Raw genomic sequence first — 21,096 nt, 5'->3', positions numbered from 1 at the left:
GTCAACTGCGTTTTTCTAGAAATCAAATTTTAGGCATCATTGTGGTGATTTTTGGTATTAATCTTTTTCTCAAAATTATTGGGATTGGGGCAGACCTATTTTGGCCAGTGTTTTTTGCTCTATTTGGTTATTGGCTGCACTCTCGATCTAAACGTTGGCTCGGTTCGGTTTCCTATATTTTTGCAGGCTTTCTCTTCTTGAAGTTTCTACTAAATATCACGTTTAGTTTGACTGGGTATTTATTTGCTGCCTTTTTGATCTATGCGGGCTATCGTTTATTGAAAAACAAACCTGTTTTTGATGTCGATAAAAAGGAATCATCAGACGATGGAAAGCCTTCACTGAAAGTCAATCTTGAAAAAGAGGGCGATCAGAAGAAAACAAAAAGCCAGGCAAAGCCGCGCAAAGAACATGATTTCTTTATCGGTGAAGTCAGGCTGATGAAAAAACCATTTCAATTAAGCGATTTGACCATTTCAGGTTTTATTGGCGATGTCAAAATCGATTTATCAAAGGCGATCATTGCTGAGGAAGAGAGCACGATCGTCATTAGTGGACTCATTGGAGATGTCGATATTTATGTACCTCAGGATATTGAAGTATGTGTGAGTGCTTCGGCTGCGATCGGTGATATGAAAATCATTGATGAAAAAAGAAGCGGGTTCGGCAGTAAAGTGTATGTCATGACAAATGATTATGATGAGAGCAAGCGAAAAGTGAAAATCTCCATCTCTCTATTGATTGGGGATGTGGATGTGAGGTACTTATGAGGAAACTGCATTTAGGCATCCAGTGGCAATCTGTTCGTCTGGCAGTCGGTATCTCGCTTGGTGTTGTCATCATGACGACATTCCCGATGTTTTTTTATTACCAGCTTGATCCCATGATTTTGCTGTCTACGCGGTGGTTCGGCATCCCGTTTTTTTGTATTTTACTCATTATTAGTCTCGCCATTGGTGTATCAGCGGGGCATGTGTTTGGCTATCAGCATAAAAAGCGGCTGGATCAGCTTGTAGAGTCGATTTTGAAGTTTGAAAATGGGAATTTTGCCTATAGACTGCCTTCTCTAGGTGATGATGAAATTGGTTTGGCGGCAGATCAATTAAATGAAATGGCGAAACGAGTGGAAGGGCAAGTAGCCTCCTTACAAAAGCTCTCAAATGAGCGAGCTGAATGGCAGGTTCAAATGAAAAAATCGGTTGTCTCTGAAGAGCGTCAGCGTCTAGCGCGTGAGCTGCATGATGCAGTCAGCCAGCAGCTATTCGCCATTTCGATGATGACGTCTGCGATTCTTGAAGGGATGAAGGAAAAGGATGAAAAGATTTTAAAGCAAATGCGACTTGTGGAACGAATGGCTGGCGATGCACAAAATGAGATGCGTGCACTCCTTCTGCATTTAAGACCGATCACCCTTGAAGGAAAAGACTTGAAAAAAGGCTTGATTGAGCTGCTCAATGAATTTCAGGCAAAGCAGCCAATTGATATTGATTGGGAAATAGAAGATGATGCTCCGCTGTCTAAAGGGGTGGAGGACCATCTGTTCCGAATTGTGCAAGAAGCCCTTTCCAATGTGTTTAGGCATGCAAAGGCGACAAAGGTGACAGTGCGTCTGCTCATTCGAAACCGTCAAGTTCAGCTGAAAATAATTGATAACGGGATTGGTTTTCAAACAGATCATGTGAAGACTGCTTCCTACGGACTTGAATCGATACGAGAAAGAACAAGTGAAGTAGGCGGTGTCGCAGAGATTATGTCATTTGAGGGAAAAGGCACACAAATTGATGTGAAGGTTCCCATTTTTGATGAAGGAAAAGGAGAGAACGTTCGATGATTCGAGTGCTTTTAATTGACGATCACGAAATGGTGAGAATGGGTCTTGCTGCTTTTTTAGAGGCACAGGCGGATATTGAAGTCATCGGTGAAGCGTCAGATGGACAAAAAGGTGTAGAACTAGCGGTTGAATTAAAGCCAGACGTGATTTTAATGGACCTTGTTATGGAAGGCATGGATGGCATCGAAGCAACGAAAAGAATTTGTCAGGAAATAGAGGATGCCCGGATTATTGTACTGACGAGCTTTATTGATGATGATAAAGTGTATCCAGTGATTGAGGCTGGTGCTTTAAGTTATCTTTTAAAAACATCGAAAGCAGGAGAAATTGCTGATGCCATCAGGTCTGCGAGTATCGGCGAACCAAGGCTTGAATCAAAAGTAGCTGGAAAGGTCATGAACAAACTCCGCCATTCATCAAATGGGTCCATTCTGCACGATTCGTTAACCGCAAGAGAAATGGAAATATTAAAGCTGATTGCAGATGGGAAATCGAATAAGGTCATTGCTGAGGAATTGTTTATTACCATCAAAACAGTCAAGACGCATATTACCAACATTCTTTCCAAGCTTGATGTAGAAGACCGCACACAAGCAGCCGTGTATGCACATCGCCATAAGCTGATTCAATAAAAAAACAGCTTTCAAATGAAAGCTGCTGGAACATGCGCAAAATTAGTCCTTCTGTCCTGTGATTGGACGTTCGGATAGTTGATGGAGCTCAGGAACTGGAAAAGCCTCCTGCTCCTCGGCCGATTTGTCTTCCAGGGTTTTCTTCATCTCGGAAAGCAGCTTGACGCTTTCCTTTGCCACTGCCGCTTTTTTCTCTTGCAAATCAATGATCTGTGAAAGTCCAACAAATAAACCGCCTCCAATCAGAAGGAGCGCAGGGGTTTGTCCATAATAAATCACGATCAAAAATGTGCTTGAAAAGCTGTCGGCTTCAATGAAGAAATCTTCTTTTGATTGCATGAATACCACGACTAACAGAAGTATTCCTAGAATCAAAAATAGAATGCCGGCCGAAAGTAAAGCTCGTTTCATGATTGACACCCTTTTTTTCTTACCATTTTAACATACTCTATAAGGATTGTGTTGCGCCCTTAGTCCCGAAGTCACGGATTTTCACATTTACCTTGTAACGAATATCCGATTCACTAAAAATGTCATCCCAATGTTTTGCTTCTTTTCGATAGTCTTTCGGATATGCAATGCTTGCTTTTTGATAAAACCCACAAATATCTGCTTTGATTTCATGCTGTAATTCCCCGATAAAATCTTTCACATTCTCCTCCAGTCGATGTGCCACAACTTTCTCAATTTCTTGGAGGTATTTTTCATTAAATGAATTTTCCCGTTCATTCCAATCCTCAGACATTCTGCCATCAAGCTCCACTGACACATCAAATTCATATTTGCCACTGGCTGTTTTATGGGTGTCAATGTTGTGTTTGATTTTAAAGATCTCAAAAGAATAAATGCTATGTTCATATTGGAATTCAATCACTCCGCCTGTTGCATCTCCAGTCAGCAGGTTGTAGGACTGCACCGCTAAAGGAGAGATGTTGGTGAGAAATCGTTTGTTCTGAATAATCGAGGCACCATCCAGCATTAATTTGCCCTGACTGACACTGACTTTCGGAATGGCAAAGGATACGTTGTTTTGCATAGCAGAAGAAATATCTCCTAAGGAAACGGGCTTGAACATACGAATGGTCGTTTTTGTATTCGAAGAAATATCGTATAAGGTGGAAGCCGCAGGCTGCCCGTCGTCATTGATTTTCAGCAGATCTCCAGGCTTCTCAGAAGCCATAAAGACAAGGCTTCCTCTTCGTGTTTCATTGTCCCGAATGAATTGATTGATGACCAAATCGAAATTATTTTCATTGATAAGGTCTTGAGAAAACAAATAAACCCTCAGCTGCTGAGCAAAAATGCGGTGTGTTTTTAGGGCCGTCGTACGAAAAATTTGGTGTATGGAATCACCGCTTGTTTCAATAATCTTCGTCGGATCTTTCACGCTTGATTCTTGCTCAATTTTTTGCGGAACGAGCACCTGCATAGACAGCTTCAATTTATGTCCGCCATCTCCTTTATCTACAGCAAATCCAATTGCCATGTTGAGCTCCTCGATATTTGTACTATCCCAGCACCCGCATAATAGAATCAGTGAGAAGAGCGCAAGAACCGCTTTCTTTTTCATGCTGTTTTCCGCCTCCTTTTGAAAAATACGATGATAAATAACAGAAACGGGAGTATACCAAATAGAAGAAAGAACAAGTTGTTAACGTAGGTTAAATAGTCTCGGACCGTATCAACATCTTTTGGGAAAAGAGCGGCAAAGAAGATCACAATGCCCATCAAGGCGAGCGCGATTTTTTTAGGGAATTTAGTCAATTTGATGACTCCTATCGTAGCAAAAAACGTATATCCTACAAAGCTCGTATAAAGCTGGACAAGCCAAACAATCAGCAAAAAGGATTCAATCCGTTCAATAAAAATCCCCTGAATATCAAATGATTGAAATAAGGCAATGGTCGGCCACGTCAGAGTCGCCGTTTCTTTCACCGTGAGCGCACCAACCACAAGAATATAGGTGAAAATATAGATGATCGCAGGAATCAAAAAGCCGATGGAGCCATATGCAAAAGTGTGTTTTTGCGTATTCATATAGGCAGGCATGAAAAGCATCATTTCAATGCCGACAAACGAAATGGCCGAAGCATTCAAGGAATTGAAAACAGGGGAAATGCCCTCTCCTAAAACTGGCCGTAGGTTATCGAGCTTAAACTCTTGTACACTAAGTCCGTAGGCTACAAATAAGATGATGAGTGTGACAATCAGAAAAAAAGGGCACAGCCGGGCAAAATCACCAATCCCCCCAATCACAAGGTAAAAACCAACCAAAATAAAGCTAATCATCGTCACGGCTACAGGTGTGTTTTGAAGTAGAAAGAATTTCACCATCTCAGACATAGCTCGTACTTCATAGCTGGCAACGCCGAGAAAGTAAATAATAATCAACAGGTTGGCAAGTGAGCCAATCCATTTTCCAAGTCCTTCTTTTGTATAGTCATAGTAGGAAGAAAAGGAGACCTTTTTCATCATGAGCACATTGACAAAAATGAACACAATGTATATCACACTCATGAGTAAGAGTGCAATCCAGCCGTCAGGTGTAGGCGCCGCTTGAGCCATTGATCTTGGCAGAATCATCATACTTGCGCCTAGTGTGGTATTGGCGATAATGGCACTTGCCTGATAGCTTGTGATCGACTCTTTATGATTGACCATGTTGTTCCCCTTTCTTTTGATTTTTCAAAGGCAATCTGATGATGGAATTGTCCTCATTTTTATAGCTGAACACAAAATCTGGTGAAAAATATGGGGTGCCAAAGCTTTTTTGTCTTGTCAAATGAGTGAGTAAGACGAGCATAAACAGGACAAGTCCATATAAACCGAATGCAGCTGCAGCAAACATGGATACAAAGCGAAGGACACGAAATGATATCCCCATTCCATATTGAGGAAAGGTAAAGGATGCAAGTGCAATGACGCTGACAATAATGACCATAATGGAGCTGACGATATGGGCTTGTACGGCTGCCTGCCCAATGACAACACCGCCCACAAGTCCGATTGTTTGTCCAAGTGGATTAGGAAGCCTTAACCCAGCCTCTCGAAGCAGCTCAATGGTCATTTCCATGATGAGTGCTTCCACAATAGGAGGAAAGGGGACATTCTCTCGTGTGCTTGAGATGGAAATAGCTAAAGTTGTGGGCAAAAGACCTTGATGGAAGGACACAAGGGCAATATAAATGGCTGATAAAAACAATGTGAGAAAGATGGACGTAAAACGCAGCAAACGAATCAGAGAGGCGGCGATCCACCTTTCATAATAATCATCAGGTGACTGCATAATCGTCGCTAGGGAAGCAGGCACAATTAAGATAAAAGGCGAATGATCAACAAAGATGGCGACGCGCCCATTGTTTAAAGCAGATGCGACTTTATCAGGCCGTTCTGTGTTTTGAATTTGTGGAAAAGGAGAATACACATTGTCTTCAATCAGCTCCTCAAGAATGCCTGAGTCTTGAATATCATCTATGGTGACTTGTTTGAGACGCTTTTTTACCTCTTTTAAAACAGAGGGCTCAACGATACCATCAATGTACATGATCGATACTTGGGTGTATTTCTTTTCGCCGATTTTCATATCTACTGTTTTGAGATCAGGGTTTTTCAAACGCTGTCTGACGAGAGCTAAGTTCGTGTTGATATCTTCAATGAAACCAATTTTTGGTCCTCTTACGATGGTTTCAGATGTAGCATCTCCTAAATTACGTTTCTTCGTTCCGTGTGTTTCTAAAATATAAGCATGCTGAAATCCATTAATCAGTACGACACAATGTCCTTGGAAAATAGCATCTACTAGTTCTTCAGAGGTTTTCACCGTACGGGTAGTCATCATCGATAAATTGGATTCTAGCTTCTCTTTTGTCAGAGAGGCATGATCTTGCAATAGCAGTTTTAAGAAGGTTTGAATCTGCATCGCTTCGTTCATTTCTTTAATGTATAAATAATAAACAACCTGTCCATGAGGCAATGTTTTTTTCTCATGGATCAAATCATCCATGTCCTTTAACTGAGGGAGAATGACAGAGAGATTATCGTATAAGTGCTCTTTCAATGGAGTTTGATTCAAAAGGATCACCCGCCTCAATTTCTTTTTCTTAGCATTACCTGCTTGAAAAAACAATATTCTGTGTTACATTATTTTGTGGTATATGAAAGAATCACGGTGTTGGAGGAAAGAGAAGATGGCGCAAATTCGTTTAGCAGGAACAAAAGAGGAGATCGACCGTATTCTACAGTCGTTTGACAAGCATTATGAGGTGACCTATACGTCAAAAGATTACGGAAAAACAAATCCAAAATACAAATATTCCAAAGATGTTCGTGTTTATATTGAACTAAAATTAAAATAAAGATAAAATTTTAATTGAAAACGCTTAAAGGATTTTCGTTTTTTGTATAGAATAGAGTTGAGTGATGAAGCTATGGAGGGATACATAATGACAGAATTTAGAATCGAAAAAGATACAATGGGCGAAATCAAGGTGCCACAGGACAAGTTCTGGGGTGCACAAACACAACGAAGTAAAGAAAATTTCAAAATCGGTTCTGAGAAAATGCCAAAGGAAGTTGTGAATGCGTTTGCAATTTTGAAACGTAGCACAGCGATTGCGAACGAACGTCTTGGCAACTTAGAAAGTGAAAAAGCTGAAGCGATTGCTGCTGTATGTGATGACATCATCAGTGGTAAGTATGACGAGCATTTCCCGCTTGTTGTATGGCAAACAGGAAGTGGAACACAAAGTAACATGAACATGAACGAAGTCGTTGCAAATAGAGCAACTGCTTACTTGAAAGATAAAAATAGTGAATTCAGCATTCACCCGAATGACGATGTCAACCGTAGCCAAAGCTCAAATGATACATTCCCAACGGCTATGCACGTGGCAGCTGTTTTAGCTGTGTACAAAAAGCTATTGCCTGCGATTGACCAGTTAAGAGCGACGCTTGATGAGAAAGCAAAAGCATACCAAGAGATCGTGAAAATTGGCCGTACGCATTTGCAAGATGCAACACCTCTTACAGTGGGCCAAGAGATTAGCGGCTGGGTGTACATGCTTGATCGTTCAAAAGAAATGATTTTAGAATCTACTGAAAAAATGAGAGAACTTGCCATTGGCGGAACAGCTGTTGGTACGGGAATTAACGCACATCCTGAGTTTGGTAAATACGTGGCAGAAGAAATCAGCCAGTTAACAGGTCAAACGTTCAATTCTTCACCAAACAAATTCCATGCGCTGACAAGCCATGATGAAATCACATATGCACACGGTGCGCTTAAAGCACTTGCAGCTGACTTAATGAAAATTGCCAATGATGTGAGATGGCTTGCAAGTGGTCCTCGTTGCGGAATTGGTGAATTGATCATTCCTGAAAATGAGCCAGGCAGCTCCATTATGCCAGGAAAAGTCAACCCAACTCAAAGTGAAGCTTTAACAATGATTGCCGCACAAATCATGGGGAATGATGCAACAATCGGTTTTGCCGCAAGCCAAGGAAACTTCGAGCTGAACGTATTTAAGCCGGTCATCATCTATAACTTCTTGCAGTCAGTTGAATTGCTTGCTGATGGTATGAACTCATTCCATGACAAGTGTGCCGTTGGAATTGAACCAAACCTAGAAACGATCGAGAAAAACCTAAACAATTCATTGATGCTTGTGACGGCACTCAACCCGCACATCGGATATGAAAATGCAGCGAAAATTGCGAAGCTTGCGCACAAAGAAGGATTAACGCTAAAAGAAGCTGCCCTTCAATTAGAATTATTAACAGAAGAGCAGTTTGAAGAGTTTGTGAAACCAGAAGAAATGGTGACACCGAAAGCAAAATAAGACACCAGAGGCCTCTGTGCCTCTGGTTTTTTTATGGAAACTTCCTGAAATCACAGAAAAGAAGTTTGATTGTTTGTCACAATCATAAACCCAGGGCAAGCAAGCCCTGGGTTTATAAATGATCTTCTTTTAGAATGCGTAATAAGGAGCCGGAGACCGGCTGAAGCGGTGTGTATAATTTCAATTGATAAAGCATGCCTTTGACGATGACTTGTCTTGGCTTTTGTTTGTTTAACTCGTTTTCTAAAATGCCAAGCGCTTCAAATAAATCTGGCTCGTCTTTCACTTCATAATGTGCTTCTGCCAGCTCTCTTAATTCTTTTAATAGAGATTCTGTGAGCGGGTCAAATGATCGTTCATAAATCGGGCCGAACCAGTCGCTTGCTTGGTCCACAGAAATGAGTGGATGGTCATTGCGCTTCATCATACCGCCCATTAGATCATCGATACGGTGAATCATTGTTGCGGCAAGCTCCTCTGCTTCGAGCTGAAAATCATATAAAATGGCAAGCTCAAAGTAAACGTGACTCATGCCCTCAATCGTTAAACATAGATCAGCCATATAAGGAATGGCCGCATCTCCATACACTTGCTTAATGTTATCAATGTGCAACTGAATCGTCGCAAGTCGAATTTGCTTTGCGAGCTGTTGCGTTTCTTCGTTCAATGGGAGCGCCCTGTCGCTTAGCTGCATTTTAATAAAATCTTTTTGCTGCAAAATATTATCGTAATAGACAGTGAGCTGTTTCCGGTAGGCCTCTTTTGGTGTGCCGCCCTCTGTTTGAACCTCATGAATCCGGGTAAATACCTTATCGTAATAGTAATGCAAGATCGAAATAAGTAGTGCTTCCTTCGATTTGAAATAAAGGTAAAACGCACCCTTTGACATGTGGCATTCATCCGCAATTTCCTGAACAGACGTTGTATTATAGCCTTTGCTGGCAAATAACTTCATACCAGCCTCAATAATCATTTTTTCTTTCTTTTTCAATATGAATGTCATCCTTTCTTACCGAGCGACAAATGTCTTAGGAAACGTGCGCAAAGAGATGTGACTAATCGGTCATAAACGACAAAACTTTTCAAAAATTAATCAGATTGTAACTTGTTTTTTACAGTGTAATTCTTTATATTATAAAGTAAGGTGACCAACCGGTCAAAAAATGTGAAAGGATGATGTTCCATGAGAGAAATTGATGATATGATTAGACGCTTGAAAGCAAAAGGAATTCAAGTAGAAAAAGTCAAAATGCCGAAAGAGACAACCATTGAAAAGAAATGGATGTATCAAGCTGGCAAGAAGATCAAAGCCACATACCGTGATTTCAATGGGTATTCATTCATCTAAAAAAGACTGCGGTAAAAACCTACAGCCTCTTCTTTGGAACAGTGATCGTATAGCGTACACCTAGTTCATCATTTTCAATTGATATGGACGCTTGATGCATTGAAAGAATTCGTTTGACAATGCTTAATCCAATGCCGAATTCGCCCTTTTTTCCCTTACTAAAAGGTTCGTATAGGCTGGATAGCATGTGTTCTTCAATTGGAGGGCCATCATTACGAATGACGATGCGAATTTGATCCTCTTCCTGCTTCATATGAATATCAATTTTATTTTTTGCGTAGCGAAGTTGATTTTCTAATACATTTTCAAATAATTTGCTCCATTGTTCTGGATCGCCTTCAAGTGCAGCCTCATCATCTAAGTCCACGTTCCACTGCAATTCATTTTTCGACCAGCGTAAACGGTCAACCACTTCCAGCATTGTATTACTCACAAGGAAGGGAGAATGCGCCGGATGTTGTTTTGATAAATAATCAAGCTTTGTTAAATACAGCAAATCTTTGATTTTCTTCTCAAGCTTTTCCGCTTCGCCTTCAATCACTTCCACCGTTTGTTCAAGATCTCCTTTAGGGAAAATTCCATCTTTAATAGACTGCGTATAACCGCGGATGACCATCACAGGTGTTTTTAAGTCGTGTGATATATTTTGCAAAAGCGTTCGTTCTGTTTCATCCTTTTGAATGAGCTTTTGTCTCATTTCTTCAATCGTATGCCCCAGCTTGCCAATTTCATCTTGCCGGTCAACCATCACAGGATCGTCCCAGTCTTCTTGTGCAATGCGCTTGACGTGCTTTTCAAACGCGACGATTGGACGTGATAAGTAGCGGGCGAGCCAAATCGATGGAATCCAGCTTAGTAAAATAACAGTTCCTAAGATGAAAATCAGCTGTTTAAACAGTGTAAAGGACAAGTCATCTCGATAAGAATCGGGTGCATATGACAAGAGAATATATTGTGTATTGCCAGTTGAGACTTTTTTGATCACAAAAAAGATATGCTGGCCATTCACTTCTTCAGAATAGCGTTTTGTTGCGCTTTTTTGTTTTTTAACAAAGGACTGCACTTTTTCAATAAAGGCATGCGGGAAAAACTGAGCCATTTGATTTAATTCATCTGACGGAATCAGAATGTGCTGAACCGAGCGGTTTTCTGGTGTCGACTTTGGTGAGCCGTCTCGATTCAGAGGGTATTCTGTTAACACTTGCTGCTCGTTTTCGATGTTTTTATAAATTTCATTCGTAAAGAAGCTGCGTAATGTATTTGAAAATAAAATGATCAGGACAATCGAGATGGTGAGTAAAATGCCAGAGATGACAACCCAAATTTGAAAAGCGAGTGGTTTGTTCTTCATCCTTTTAGCATCCTATAGCCAAATCCATAAATGGTCTCGACTTTTAAGTCAGGCATTTTTTTTCGCAGCCGTCTGACAAGATCATCGACCACACGATCTGTCCCGAAGTAATCGTGCCCCCAGATCTTGACGAGGATATCTTCCCGGGAAAAGGCATGTCCTTGATGATGGGTAAATAAGAGCAGCAAATCAAATTCCTTAGACGTTAAGTTAATCAGCTGATCTCCTTCATACACCTCTCTTACGTCCTCGTGAATGATATAGGAAGAAACGGGTGTGACGCTTTGCTGAGGTGTGTCACTGTTTTTATATACAAGCTCCAGCAGCTTTTGCACGCGGATGATCAGCTCGCGCGGAAGAAAGGGTTTCGCAATATAATCACTGCTCCCGAGTTCTAAGCCAAGCACACGATCAATATCTGCATCACGTGCCGAAATAAAAATGACCGGTACGTCAGGCGAGGCTGCTTTGATTTCTTTAATGAGTGTGTAGCCGTCCGTATCAGGCAGCATAATATCTAAAATCCATAGATGCGGTGGCTTGTTCATGGCCGCGCGTGCCGCTTCTCCGGTTAAAAAAGAGGACACATTCCAATTTTCACTCTCTAAATATTTGGTTAACAGTTCATTTAAATTCTGCTCATCTTCAACTAAATAAATGGTGTACGACAAAGTCTTCCACATCCTCTCAACGTCATTATAACGGGATACAAAGGCGGCATGTCAACAATCACACGCTTTTTTCACAATTTCACATATTCTTCTCATTATTATCCCATAATGTTTGTTTATGATAAGCTCAAGGGAAAAAAGGGCATAGACAAAAGGCTAATGAATAGGTGCTTTTCACCAATGTGCACACCTTGCTTTTTTTCTATGAATAAGTATTATATAATTTGACATATTGTCATAAAGAATTTTTCAATGATATTGCCATTAAGAGGACATGAGTCCTGTCTAGACATATGAATGAAGCATTTCATGAAAATGATGCAAAGGAGTGCAAGCGATGGATTTCCGAAGAGAAGATGAAGAGAAAAAGATGAATGATCAAGAACACACACATCAAGAGAATGAGAAACAAATAGAAGAACCAGAAAAAGAGAAAGAACTCGTTTTTCACCATCATGAAAACGAAGCATCTGCCTCTCAGGAGAGGGTGTCAAACGGGTCTCCTCAAGTGATTGATGACCGTTCGTCTAAAAAGGAGAAAAAACGGAAGGCTGCATGGCTGAGTCCGATTCTTGGAGGGATTATTGGTGGCGGTCTTGTGCTTGGCATTACACCGCTTTTACCGCAGTCACAAGATACAGCGGCAAACACTCAAACCCAAACAGCATCAAGCGAACCGGCTTCATCTGAAAATTTCTCAACAAAACAAATCACCAATGCGACGAATGTTGCTGATATGGTAGAAGATTTAGAGCCGACGATTGTAGGGGTTTCAAACTATCAATCTACACAAAACTCGTTCGGTCTTAGCGGTGATTCAACTGAAGCAGAAGCTGGAACGGGTTCTGGTGTCATCTTCAAAAAAGATGGCAAAAAAGCATACATTATCACAAATAACCATGTAGTCGAGGGTGCCAATAAATTAAAGGTCACACTATACGATGGAAAAACAAAAGATGCGAAGCTTGTCGGTAGTGACGTAATGACAGATTTAGCTGTCGTGGAAATAAATGCTGACGGCATTGATAAAGTTGCAAGCTTTGGAGATTCTTCTAAGCTTCGGGCTGGAGACAAAGTCATCGCAATCGGGAACCCGCTCGGTGCGCAGTTCTCTGGTACAGTAACAGAAGGGATTATTAGTGGTCTCGATCGTACCGTTGAAGCCAATACATCATCTGGAACCGTTGAGATGAATGTGCTTCAAACAGATGCTGCCATTAACCCTGGAAACAGTGGCGGTCCACTGATCAATACAGACGGTCAAGTCATCGGTATCAACAGCTTGAAAATTAGCGAAAGCGGAGTAGAATCACTCGGATTTGCGATCCCAAGTAACGATGTAAAACCGATCGTAGATCAGCTGTTGAAAAATGGAAAAGTCGAACGTCCTTACCTTGGCGTACAAATGATTGACCTTGAGCAAGTGCCTGAAACGTATCAGGAAAATACACTTGGCCTATTTGATAAACAAATCGGTAAAGGCATCTATGTAAAAGATGTTTCTAAAGGATCTCCTGCACAAAAAGCAGGCTTGAAGTCTGGAGATGTCATCATCAAGTTCAAAGGAAAAGATGTAGCGAACAGCTCACAACTGAAAGAAATCCTTTATAAAGAAACAAAAATTGGCGATAAAACGACAATGACTGTCATCCGTGATGGAAAGAACAAAAATCTTGATATTACCCTTGGGCAGTCTGATAACGAATAAAAGAAAACAGGTGGATAAACGATCCACCTGTTAGATTGTTGACAAAGGGCTAAAATGAACTTGATTTTAGCCCTTTGTCTTCTTTTTTTCAGCGTGATAGAAAACCTTTGAAATCTAGGAAGGACGAGTACTGGCGCGGAGCGAATTTGACATTCGTGAGCACCAGCACGCAGGACTGACAAAGAATGCGAAGGTTTGTCTACACGCTGACAGGTGGATAATCGATCCACCTGTTTTTTTGTGCCTATTTTTTTGAGGATAGTGTCCGTAAAATAATGTTTTCCCATACATTCCAAGGCAAGAGCTGCTTTGCTATGAATGAAAGCCGAACACCTTTCCCGACAAGATACCTTAGCTTTTTTAGCCGCTTCTTCTCTGCAAGCGAAACCACAAGCTCTGCAACTTCGCCGGGATCTCCATAGTTGTTTTTTTGCGCCTCTATATAGGACATCATCTTTTGATAAATAGCTGTGTATTTAGAACCTTCTGCAGGCGGCGTCATTTGCTCATTCATGGAGGTGTTCCAAATGTTCGTTTGGAAAGAACCCGGCTCAATCAAAGCGGCCTGAATGCCAAACGCAGCCAGCTCAATTCGCAAACTCTCTGTATAGCCCTCTAGCGCAAACTTTGACGATACATATGGAGAGAGTGCGGGCATTCCCATGAGTCCGCTGATACTGCTCATATTCAATATTTTTGCACCGCTCGTCATCAACGGAAGGACTGCTTGTGTCATTTCCATCACACCAAAGACATTCACTTCAAATTGCTCTCGGTACTGATCAACAGGCACTTCTTCAGCAAAACCAGCATAGGCCGTTCCTGCATTGTTCACAAGCAGGTGAATCGGAGCATAGGCATTAAGCCTTTTTTGAAATGCTTGAATGGACTGTGTATCTGTCACATCTAATGCTTCAATATGTATCGATTCGGATAAAGCGGCGTTCTTTACTTCTTCGGCAAGCTTTTTCGCATTGGTTTCCTGTCTTACGCCAGCAATCACAGTGTACCCTTGCTGAGCGAGGCGCAGTGTGATGAGCTTTCCGAAACCGCTGTTGGCACCAGTCACAATGGCTGTTTTATTCATCATCCGGTTCTCCTTTTTGTTTTAATCTACCATAGTCTGCTGTTTTATTGAATAACGAAAAGGGGCTTGGAGAAGAATAAAAAACGATGCTATAAAATAGGAGGAAATACATGATGTGCTGGAAGAAGGCTGGACTGCTAGGAGTGCTGTTCTTTATGCTGTCTGGCTGTCGTTCAATCGAACCAATACAACATTCACATGAAGCAGAAGCTGAAAGTCTGTCCGCTGTTCAAATGAAGGAACTGCCATTTCAGCATTTGCAATTGCACGTACAATATGGACAAAAAAGCGAATTATATGAAGCTACCTATCGTCAAGCAGGTGGAAGAGAAGAAGCACTCATTCGAGATCATATGAATGGTGTCCGCTATGAAGGAGAAGAAGCTTTACGTGAAATGAAGATGAAGCTCAATGATATGTCGATTCCTAGTGCAAAGCTGAATGAAACATATGTCAATGAGTTATTATCTGCTTTTAATTTAGATGATGATTATCAGCGGATACGAGTCGATATCAAGCTCGAAGATGGGACAAAACGTGCATTCGAAAAGAAAAAGTAAACGAGACTTTCTCATTTTTTAATTGAAAATGATTTTCAAGATCACTTAAATCTGATACACTAAATTGAGATAAGTGATCTTTGACGTCTACATAGACGATATTCAATATAAAAAATTTGGATGAGAAAAGGAGCGTTTGAGCGGAATGAGTGCCATTTCTACTGAAGGTTTAAGCTTAGGTTACGGAGAAACAATGATCATAGACGAACTAAATGTGTCAATCCCTAAGGGTGAAATCACAGTATTTATTGGCAGCAATGGATGCGGTAAATCCACGCTACTTCGCTCTTTGGCCCGTCTCATGAAGCCAATGGGTGGTTCTGTCCTGCTTGAAGGTCATTCTATTGCCAAATTACCAACAAAGGAAGTGGCGAAACAGCTCGCCATTCTTCCGCAAGGACCGGAAGCGCCAGAAGGATTAACGGTACATCAACTCGTCAAGCAAGGGCGATATCCTTATCAAAATTGGCTGAAGCAATGGTCAAAGCAAGATGAAGAAGCGGTAAATCGCGCACTGAAATCAACGAAGATGGAAGACCTTGCTGATCGAACGGTTGATTCATTATCAGGTGGACAAAGGCAGCGTGCATGGATTGCGATGACATTGGCACAGGAGACGGATATTATTCTATTAGATGAGCCAACAACGTATTTAGACATGACGCACCAAATTGAAATCCTTGATCTTCTTTTTGATTTAAATGAAAAAGAGCAGCGCACGATTGTCATGGTTCTGCATGACCTCAATCTCGCTTGCAGATATGCGCATCACCTTGTGGCCATTAAAGACAAGTCAATTTATGCAGAAGGAAGACCGGAAACTGTCATTAACTGTGATCTTGTGAAAAATGTCTTTGATATGAACTGCCAAGTAACAACAGATCCTTTATTCGGAACACCGTTATGTATTCCGCACGGCAGAGGACGCTGTATTGTCCAACAGGCACAAGCTGAGACATTTCTTGCTGCAAGATAATCGTATGTGAAAAGCCTGACATCTGTTACACGCAGAGTCAGGCTTTTTTCTGAAAAAAGGAGCGGAATACAAATGGGAAATGAATTAGATGAAAAGCTCGAAGGCCTGCTTGATAAATATACAGAGCTGCTGCTTGGTGAAACGAATGAGGAACTGAAAAGAGATGTCTCGCAGTGGATCATCTATTCTCATATTGCCAAAAGCATGCCGCCTTTAGCCAAGCATTTTAATGACACGTATCCAGAGGCAAAAGAAGACATCAAAGAAACGATTCAGCGGATCAAGCAATTAAATGAAGCTCATCGTGCCAATAAAGACCGTTAAAAAACTGCCAGTACGAGCTGGCAGTTTGAGATTGTTGACAAAGGGCTAAAATGAACTTTATTTTAGCCCTTTGTCTTCTTTTCAGCGTGATAGAAAACCTTTGCAGTCTAGGAAGGACGAGCACCGGAGCGGAGCGAATTCGACATTCGTGAGCACCGAAGCGCAGGACTGACACCGAATGCGAGGGTTTGTCTACACGCTGAAACTGCCAGTACGAGCTGGCAGTTTTTCTTTATGACATGGGTGATGATCCGTACGGTGATTGATCTGTCAGTGTTTGCTGGAACTTCTGATGTGCTTGCTGAAGCTTCTGCTGGTCAGCAGCTTCGACAGAGTACCAGCCATATTTGAACATGACATCATATAAATGTCTTTGCGCTTTTTGTGTTTCGAGCGCAATTCGCTGAATATCTTGGTAAAGAGATTCATGGCTGAATTCATTGAGCGCTGTGTTATATCCGCTTGTCATATATTTTTCAGTCGACAAAAGGTCTGTGACAAAGTCGCGATCGTTCATGTTTGTCGTTGTTGGAACCGGCGTTTGTGGATTCCCGATTTTTTGTTGGTTTTGCTGTTCCATGTCTGTTACCTCCTATTGCATAAAGCCAGAAGACTGGCCTTGCCCTGAGCTGCCTAAATGTTGAAGTATTTGTGTGTAATGCTGATGGTGCATTTGACCAACTTGATTGAGTTCTTGTTTCAATGTTTGATCCTGACAATGCTCGGCCATAAAGTGGGCCTTTTTCATCGCGATCAAATTCCAGTTCAGCATATCCTCTAGGTACAAGGAATCCTTTACTGAAATTACCTGTGGGGGCATATTCATTTGCTGGTTGTTCAAGATGTGTTCCTCCTTACGATTTCTTTTTATATTGCTGATTTTGACTGGTCTTTTTACCGCCTAGGTCTGCTTCTTGTGATGGACCTGCGTTTCCTTTCACACTTGCAGCACTTACGCCTGCTTTTGATGGGTTCTTTTGCAAACGAGACATGTGGACATCACCTCCATTCTTACAATTCCCCCTCGTCTTTAATTCATACGCTGTAAAGAAAGACGCATGAGAATGTGTAAATTTTTGAAATCTGCTATTGAACTGTTTCGGAAAATCTTTTAAGATAAAGAAAGAGGCATTGCTTTTTTTTGGACAAAAAATGAATGACTGTTCATTCAAAATGTTTAGGGGGATATTTATGGGCAAACATATTCGCAAGGCGGCTGTCATTGGTTCAGGTGTCATGGGCTCAGGCATTGCTGCACATCTAGCCAATATCGGGATACCAGTAACATTGCTAGATATTGTGCCACATGAACTGACAAAGGAAGAAACGGCAAAAAAGCTAACGCTTGATCACCCTAGTGTTCGGAATAGATTAAGCCAAGACGCAATGAAAAAATTGTTAAAGCAAAAGCCAGCACCTCTTACTTCAGCCAAAAACCTATCATACATCACACCCGGAAATCTCACAGATCACCTTTCCTTATTACACGATGCTGACTGGATCATTGAAGTCGTCACTGAAAAGCTCAGCATTAAACAACACGTATTCTCTCTCATCGACGAACACCGCAAAGAAGGCAGCATCGTATCCAGCAATACATCCGGTATTTCTGTTGAAAAAATGGCAGAAGGCCGATCAGCTGATTTTAAACGCCACTTTTTAGGCACTCACTTTTTTAACCCAGCTCGTTATTTAAAGCTGTTAGAAGTAATTCCTATTCAAGAAACAGATCCAGAAGTACTCTCATATATGAAAACATTTGGTGAAGATGTACTTGGCAAGGGTGTGGTCGAAGCAAAAGATACACCGAACTTTATTGCCAACCGAATTGGCACTTATGGGCTTCTTGTCACAGTGCGTGAAATGCTTGAGAACAAATACACGATCGGAGAGGTCGATTCTGTTACAGGTCCACTCATTGGCAGACCGAAAAGTGCGACCTTCCGCACACTTGATGTGGTGGGACTCGACACATTTTCTCATGTAGCCCGCAATGTGTATGAACAGGTAGAAGGAAAGGAAAAAGATATTTTTCAGCTGCCTGAGTTTATGGAAAGAATGCTCGAAAAAGGGTGGATCGGCAGCAAAGCAGGGCAAGGATTTTATCAAAAAAACGGAAAGAGCATTTTAGAGCTTGATCCTGTCACACTCACATACGGAGAACGGACAAAGCTGAAGGATCCGGGCATTGACATTGCCAAGCAGCAAAAGGGGACAAAAGCGAAATTGAAAGCGCTTATTTATCAAGACGGCCGTGCTGGGCAATTGCTTTGGAATATGACCGCACCTGTTCTTCTTTATTCAGCTCAACTAAAAGGCGACATTGCGGATGATATTCAGTCCATCGATAACGCCATGAAATGGGGATTTGGCTGGCAGCATGGCCCGTTCGAGCTGTGGGATGCGATTGGCGTGAAAAAAGCCGTCAGTCGAATGGAAGCGGAAGGGCACAGCATCCCGACCTGGGTGCGAGATATGCTTTCACAAGGACATGACACATTCTATCAAGAAAATGCCGAAGGAGACCGTGCATTTTATCAGAATGGTGCTTATGAACAGGAAAAGGGAAACGACAAGAATATTTCGTTAGCTAGATTGAAAAAGAAACACGATGTCATTTTTAAAAATACAGGTGCAAGCTTGATCGATATCGGGGATGATGTTGTCTTGCTTGAATTTCATTCGAAAAGTAATGCCATTGGGCTTGATGTCATTGATATGATCAATCGTGCTGTAGATGAAACGGAAAAGAATTATAAAGGGCTGGTCATCGGTAACCAAGGAAAGAACTTCTGTGTTGGTGCGAATCTCGCCTTAATTTTAATGGAAGCACAGGACGACAACTTCTTTGAAATTGATTTTGTCATTCGCAGGTTCCAGCAGGCGATGATGAAGGTGAAGTATAGTGACCGTCCAGTTGTGGCTGCACCATTTGGTATGACACTTGGCGGAGGGACGGAGCTTTGTCTACCAGCAGCCGCTATCCAAGCGTCCAGTGAAACGTATATGGGGCTTGTCGAAGCGGGGGTCGGACTCATACCGGGCGGAGGCGGAAACAAAGAACTCTATATTCGCCATCTGCAAGGAGCGGAAAAGCCATCAGCAACTGCGATCCAAGATGCTACGCTACAAACCTTTGAAGCCATTGCGATGGCAAAGGTATCTACATCAGCAGAGGAAGCGCGTGATATGAAGATGCTCCGAGTGAATGACCGGATCAGCATGAATGGTGATCATTTAATCCATGATGCGAAACAACTCGTTCTTTCTCTTGATGAAGCGGGTTATCGTGCACCGCTGAAGCGAAAGGTGCCCGTGATGGGGGGAACAGGCTACGCAGCAATGGTGCTGGCTGCTGAAAACATGAGATTGTCTGGATACATTTCAGACCATGACATGTCCATTGCGAAAAAACTAGCACATGTCATTTCTGGCGGCAAATTGCCATTTGGTACAGAGGTGGATGAACAATACTTATTAGAGCTTGAAAGAGAAGCCTTTTTAAGTCTTGTAGGGGAAGTCAAATCTCAGGCACGCATGCAGCACATGCTCGTTAAAGGAAAACCTTTACGTAACTAGGGGGGAGTCAAAATGAGAGAAGCAGTGATTGTAGCTGGCGCAAGAACACCAGTAGGGAAAGCCAAAAAGGGATCATTAAAACATGTCAGACCTGATGATATGGGCGCATTGTGTGTAAAAGAAACGCTAAAGCGTGCCGGTGATTATGATGGAACAATCGATGATTTAATCATCGGATGTGCGACACCAGAAGCAGAGCAAGGGCTGAATGTGGCCCGGAATATTGGGGCATTAGCAGGTTTGCCATATACAGTACCTGCTATCACCATTAACCGCTATTGCTCTTCTGGTCTGCAGTCAATTGCTTATGCAGGTGAACGAATTATGCTTGGGCAGGCAGAAACCATTTTGGCCGGAGGCGTCGAATCGATGTCGCAAGTCCCAATGATGGGTCACTCCATTCGTCCAAACGCTCTTTTGGCAGAGCAAGCGCCTGAATACTATATGAGCATGGGCCACACAGCGGAGCAAGTGGCGCAAAAGTATCAGGTCACAAGGCAAGATCAAGATGCTTTTGCGGTGAGGAGCCATCAAAAGGCAGCAAAGGCACTTCAAGAAGGGAAATTTTCAGATGAAATTGTTCCCGTTGATGTGACAGAAAGACGGGTAGGAGAGCAGAATCAACTAGAAGAACGCCAATTTACGTTCTCACAAGATGAAGGTGTCAGAGCGGGCACAACAGAGGAGGTTCTCTCAACGTTACGACCTGCCTTCTCAACAAAAGGCACAGTGACTGCAGGAAACTCTTCGCAGACGAGTGATGGAGCGGCATGTGTCATGATGATGGATCGCGAAAAAGCATCTTCTCTTTCTCTTCAGCCGCTCGCCAAGTTCAGAGCGTTTGCTGTTGGCGGTGTACCACCTGAAGTCATGGGAATTGGGCCGGTTGAAGCCATTCCGCGTGCACTGAAAATCGCTGGTCTAGAGCTGAAGGACATCGGGCTTTTTGAATTGAATGAAGCATTTGCTTCTCAGGCGATTCAAGTCATTCGTCATTTAGGGATCGATGAAGAGAAGGTAAATGTCAACGGCGGCGCCATTGCCTTAGGACATCCGCTAGGCTGTACAGGAACGAAACTCACGCTGTCACTCATACATGAAATGAAACGGCGAAATGAACAATTTGGTATTGTGACGATGTGTATCGGCGGGGGCATGGGAGCGGCAGGCATTTTTGAATTGATCTAAAGGG

General features: G+C 42.1%; 23 protein-coding genes. 12 read left to right on the top strand and 11 right to left on the bottom strand.

Annotation, left to right across the window (positions count from 1 at the left end; genetic code table 11):
- Positions 1 to 5: 5 nt before the first annotated feature.
- The 3 genes from liaF to liaR are packed head-to-tail and all read left to right on the top strand — an operon-like array spanning position 6 to position 2,463.
- The gene (gene liaF, locus FBF75_RS06295) at positions 6 to 770 is read left to right on the top strand and encodes a cell wall-active antibiotics response protein LiaF (protein ID WP_034646654.1); all 765 of its coding nucleotides are present in this window, start codon (positions 6 to 8) and stop codon (positions 768 to 770) included.
- A complete protein-coding gene (gene liaS / locus FBF75_RS06290) occupies positions 767 to 1,831 on the top strand; it encodes a two-component system sensor histidine kinase LiaS (protein ID WP_008347087.1) in 1,065 nt (354 codons plus the stop codon). The genes liaF and liaS overlap by 4 nt, the downstream gene beginning before the upstream one ends.
- On the top strand, positions 1,828 to 2,463 hold the full coding sequence (gene liaR, locus FBF75_RS06285; protein ID WP_007500305.1) for a two-component system response regulator LiaR: 636 nt from the start codon (positions 1,828 to 1,830) through the stop codon (positions 2,461 to 2,463). The genes liaS and liaR overlap by 4 nt, the downstream gene beginning before the upstream one ends.
- 42 nt (positions 2,464 to 2,505) lie before the next feature.
- Here liaR and FBF75_RS06280 read toward each other — a convergent pair whose 3' ends face one another.
- The 4 genes from FBF75_RS06280 to FBF75_RS06265 are packed head-to-tail and all read right to left on the bottom strand — an operon-like array spanning position 2,506 to position 6,535.
- On the bottom strand, positions 2,506 to 2,874 hold the full coding sequence (locus FBF75_RS06280) for a hypothetical protein (RefSeq protein ID WP_007500307.1): 369 nt from the start codon (positions 2,872 to 2,874) through the stop codon (positions 2,506 to 2,508).
- A 37-nt stretch (positions 2,875 to 2,911) separates the two neighbouring features.
- Complete coding sequence (locus FBF75_RS06275) at positions 2,912 to 4,033, bottom strand: Ger(x)C family spore germination protein (RefSeq protein WP_058213628.1); 1,122 nt, start codon at positions 4,031 to 4,033, stop codon at positions 2,912 to 2,914.
- Complete coding sequence (locus tag FBF75_RS06270; RefSeq protein WP_008347081.1) at positions 4,030 to 5,124, bottom strand: GerAB/ArcD/ProY family transporter; 1,095 nt, start codon at positions 5,122 to 5,124, stop codon at positions 4,030 to 4,032. The genes FBF75_RS06275 and FBF75_RS06270 overlap by 4 nt, the downstream gene beginning before the upstream one ends.
- Entirely contained in the window at positions 5,111 to 6,535 is a 1,425-nt protein-coding gene (locus tag FBF75_RS06265; RefSeq protein WP_136944541.1) for a spore germination protein, read from the bottom strand. The genes FBF75_RS06270 and FBF75_RS06265 overlap by 14 nt, the downstream gene beginning before the upstream one ends.
- A 115-nt stretch (positions 6,536 to 6,650) precedes the next feature.
- Here FBF75_RS06265 and FBF75_RS06260 point away from each other — a divergent pair, with 115 nt between their 5' ends.
- Positions 6,651 to 6,818 carry a YvzF family protein gene (locus FBF75_RS06260; RefSeq protein WP_003213147.1) on the top strand — a complete coding sequence of 56 codons (168 nt, stop codon included), beginning with the start codon at positions 6,651 to 6,653 and terminating at the stop codon, positions 6,816 to 6,818.
- A gap of 87 nt (positions 6,819 to 6,905) precedes the next feature.
- Positions 6,906 to 8,300, top strand: coding sequence for a class II fumarate hydratase (fumC, locus tag FBF75_RS06255; RefSeq protein WP_017359275.1), 1,395 nt, complete (start codon positions 6,906 to 6,908; stop codon positions 8,298 to 8,300).
- Positions 8,301 to 8,412: 112 nt separating this feature from the next.
- On the opposite strand, the gene FBF75_RS06250 is transcribed toward fumC, so the two are convergent.
- A complete protein-coding gene (locus tag FBF75_RS06250) occupies positions 8,413 to 9,291 on the bottom strand; it encodes a TetR/AcrR family transcriptional regulator (protein WP_017359276.1) in 879 nt (292 codons plus the stop codon).
- A 192-nt stretch (positions 9,292 to 9,483) separates the two neighbouring features.
- On the opposite strand from FBF75_RS06250, the gene spxO reads away from it, so the two are divergent.
- Positions 9,484 to 9,648 (top strand): anti-adapter protein SpxO, encoded by a 165-nt coding sequence (gene spxO, locus FBF75_RS19645; RefSeq protein ID WP_008347070.1) that lies wholly within the window; start codon positions 9,484 to 9,486, stop codon positions 9,646 to 9,648.
- A gap of 19 nt (positions 9,649 to 9,667) precedes the next feature.
- Here spxO and FBF75_RS06245 read toward each other — a convergent pair whose 3' ends face one another.
- Positions 9,668 to 10,999 carry a HAMP domain-containing sensor histidine kinase gene (locus FBF75_RS06245; RefSeq protein WP_007500323.1) on the bottom strand — a complete coding sequence of 444 codons (1,332 nt, stop codon included), beginning with the start codon at positions 10,997 to 10,999 and terminating at the stop codon, positions 9,668 to 9,670.
- On the bottom strand, positions 10,996 to 11,670 hold the full coding sequence (locus FBF75_RS06240) for a response regulator transcription factor (protein ID WP_008347066.1): 675 nt from the start codon (positions 11,668 to 11,670) through the stop codon (positions 10,996 to 10,998). The genes FBF75_RS06245 and FBF75_RS06240 overlap by 4 nt, the downstream gene beginning before the upstream one ends.
- A 337-nt stretch (positions 11,671 to 12,007) precedes the next feature.
- On the opposite strand from FBF75_RS06240, the gene FBF75_RS06235 reads away from it, so the two are divergent.
- On the top strand, positions 12,008 to 13,378 hold the full coding sequence (locus FBF75_RS06235; RefSeq protein WP_017368023.1) for a S1C family serine protease: 1,371 nt from the start codon (positions 12,008 to 12,010) through the stop codon (positions 13,376 to 13,378).
- Positions 13,379 to 13,622: 244 nt separating this feature from the next.
- On the opposite strand, the gene FBF75_RS06225 is transcribed toward FBF75_RS06235, so the two are convergent.
- Entirely contained in the window at positions 13,623 to 14,465 is an 843-nt protein-coding gene (locus FBF75_RS06225) for an oxidoreductase (protein WP_017368022.1), read from the bottom strand.
- 113 nt (positions 14,466 to 14,578) lie between these two features.
- Between FBF75_RS06225 and FBF75_RS06220 the strand changes: the two genes are divergently transcribed.
- The 3 genes from FBF75_RS06220 (at position 14,579) to FBF75_RS06210 (ending at position 16,325) form a co-directional block, all read left to right on the top strand.
- Positions 14,579 to 15,025: a YusW family protein gene (locus tag FBF75_RS06220; protein ID WP_169476062.1), complete on the top strand. Its 447-nt coding sequence runs from the start codon at positions 14,579 to 14,581 to the stop codon at positions 15,023 to 15,025.
- A 145-nt stretch (positions 15,026 to 15,170) separates the two neighbouring features.
- Complete coding sequence (locus FBF75_RS06215) at positions 15,171 to 16,001, top strand: ABC transporter ATP-binding protein (protein ID WP_008347057.1); 831 nt, start codon at positions 15,171 to 15,173, stop codon at positions 15,999 to 16,001.
- Between the two features lie 72 nt (positions 16,002 to 16,073).
- Positions 16,074 to 16,325: a YusU family protein gene (locus FBF75_RS06210; RefSeq protein WP_017359282.1), complete on the top strand. Its 252-nt coding sequence runs from the start codon at positions 16,074 to 16,076 to the stop codon at positions 16,323 to 16,325.
- A 232-nt stretch (positions 16,326 to 16,557) separates the two neighbouring features.
- Here FBF75_RS06210 and FBF75_RS06205 read toward each other — a convergent pair whose 3' ends face one another.
- The 3 genes from FBF75_RS06205 to FBF75_RS06195 are packed head-to-tail and all read right to left on the bottom strand — an operon-like array spanning position 16,558 to position 17,317.
- Complete coding sequence (locus FBF75_RS06205; protein WP_017359283.1) at positions 16,558 to 16,905, bottom strand: spore coat protein; 348 nt, start codon at positions 16,903 to 16,905, stop codon at positions 16,558 to 16,560.
- Between the two features lie 12 nt (positions 16,906 to 16,917).
- Positions 16,918 to 17,169: a hypothetical protein gene (locus FBF75_RS06200; protein WP_060698253.1), complete on the bottom strand. Its 252-nt coding sequence runs from the start codon at positions 17,167 to 17,169 to the stop codon at positions 16,918 to 16,920.
- A 10-nt stretch (positions 17,170 to 17,179) separates the two neighbouring features.
- Entirely contained in the window at positions 17,180 to 17,317 is a 138-nt protein-coding gene (locus FBF75_RS06195) for a YuzL family protein (RefSeq protein ID WP_008347049.1), read from the bottom strand.
- Positions 17,318 to 17,516: 199 nt separating this feature from the next.
- Here FBF75_RS06195 and FBF75_RS06190 point away from each other — a divergent pair, with 199 nt between their 5' ends.
- Complete coding sequence (locus tag FBF75_RS06190) at positions 17,517 to 19,904, top strand: 3-hydroxyacyl-CoA dehydrogenase/enoyl-CoA hydratase family protein (protein ID WP_136944539.1); 2,388 nt, start codon at positions 17,517 to 17,519, stop codon at positions 19,902 to 19,904.
- A gap of 12 nt (positions 19,905 to 19,916) precedes the next feature.
- Positions 19,917 to 21,092 carry an acetyl-CoA C-acetyltransferase gene (locus FBF75_RS06185; protein ID WP_007500336.1) on the top strand — a complete coding sequence of 392 codons (1,176 nt, stop codon included), beginning with the start codon at positions 19,917 to 19,919 and terminating at the stop codon, positions 21,090 to 21,092.
- The last annotated feature ends 4 nt before the right edge of the window (positions 21,093 to 21,096 follow it).

Origin of the sequence: Bacillus sp. S2(2019) (assembly GCF_005144805.1) — a bacterium.
GTDB lineage: Bacteria > Bacillota > Bacilli > Bacillales > Bacillaceae > Bacillus > Bacillus altitudinis.
Note: the sequence above shows the minus strand (reverse complement) of the source record. Positions and strands in the feature narration are given on the sequence as shown.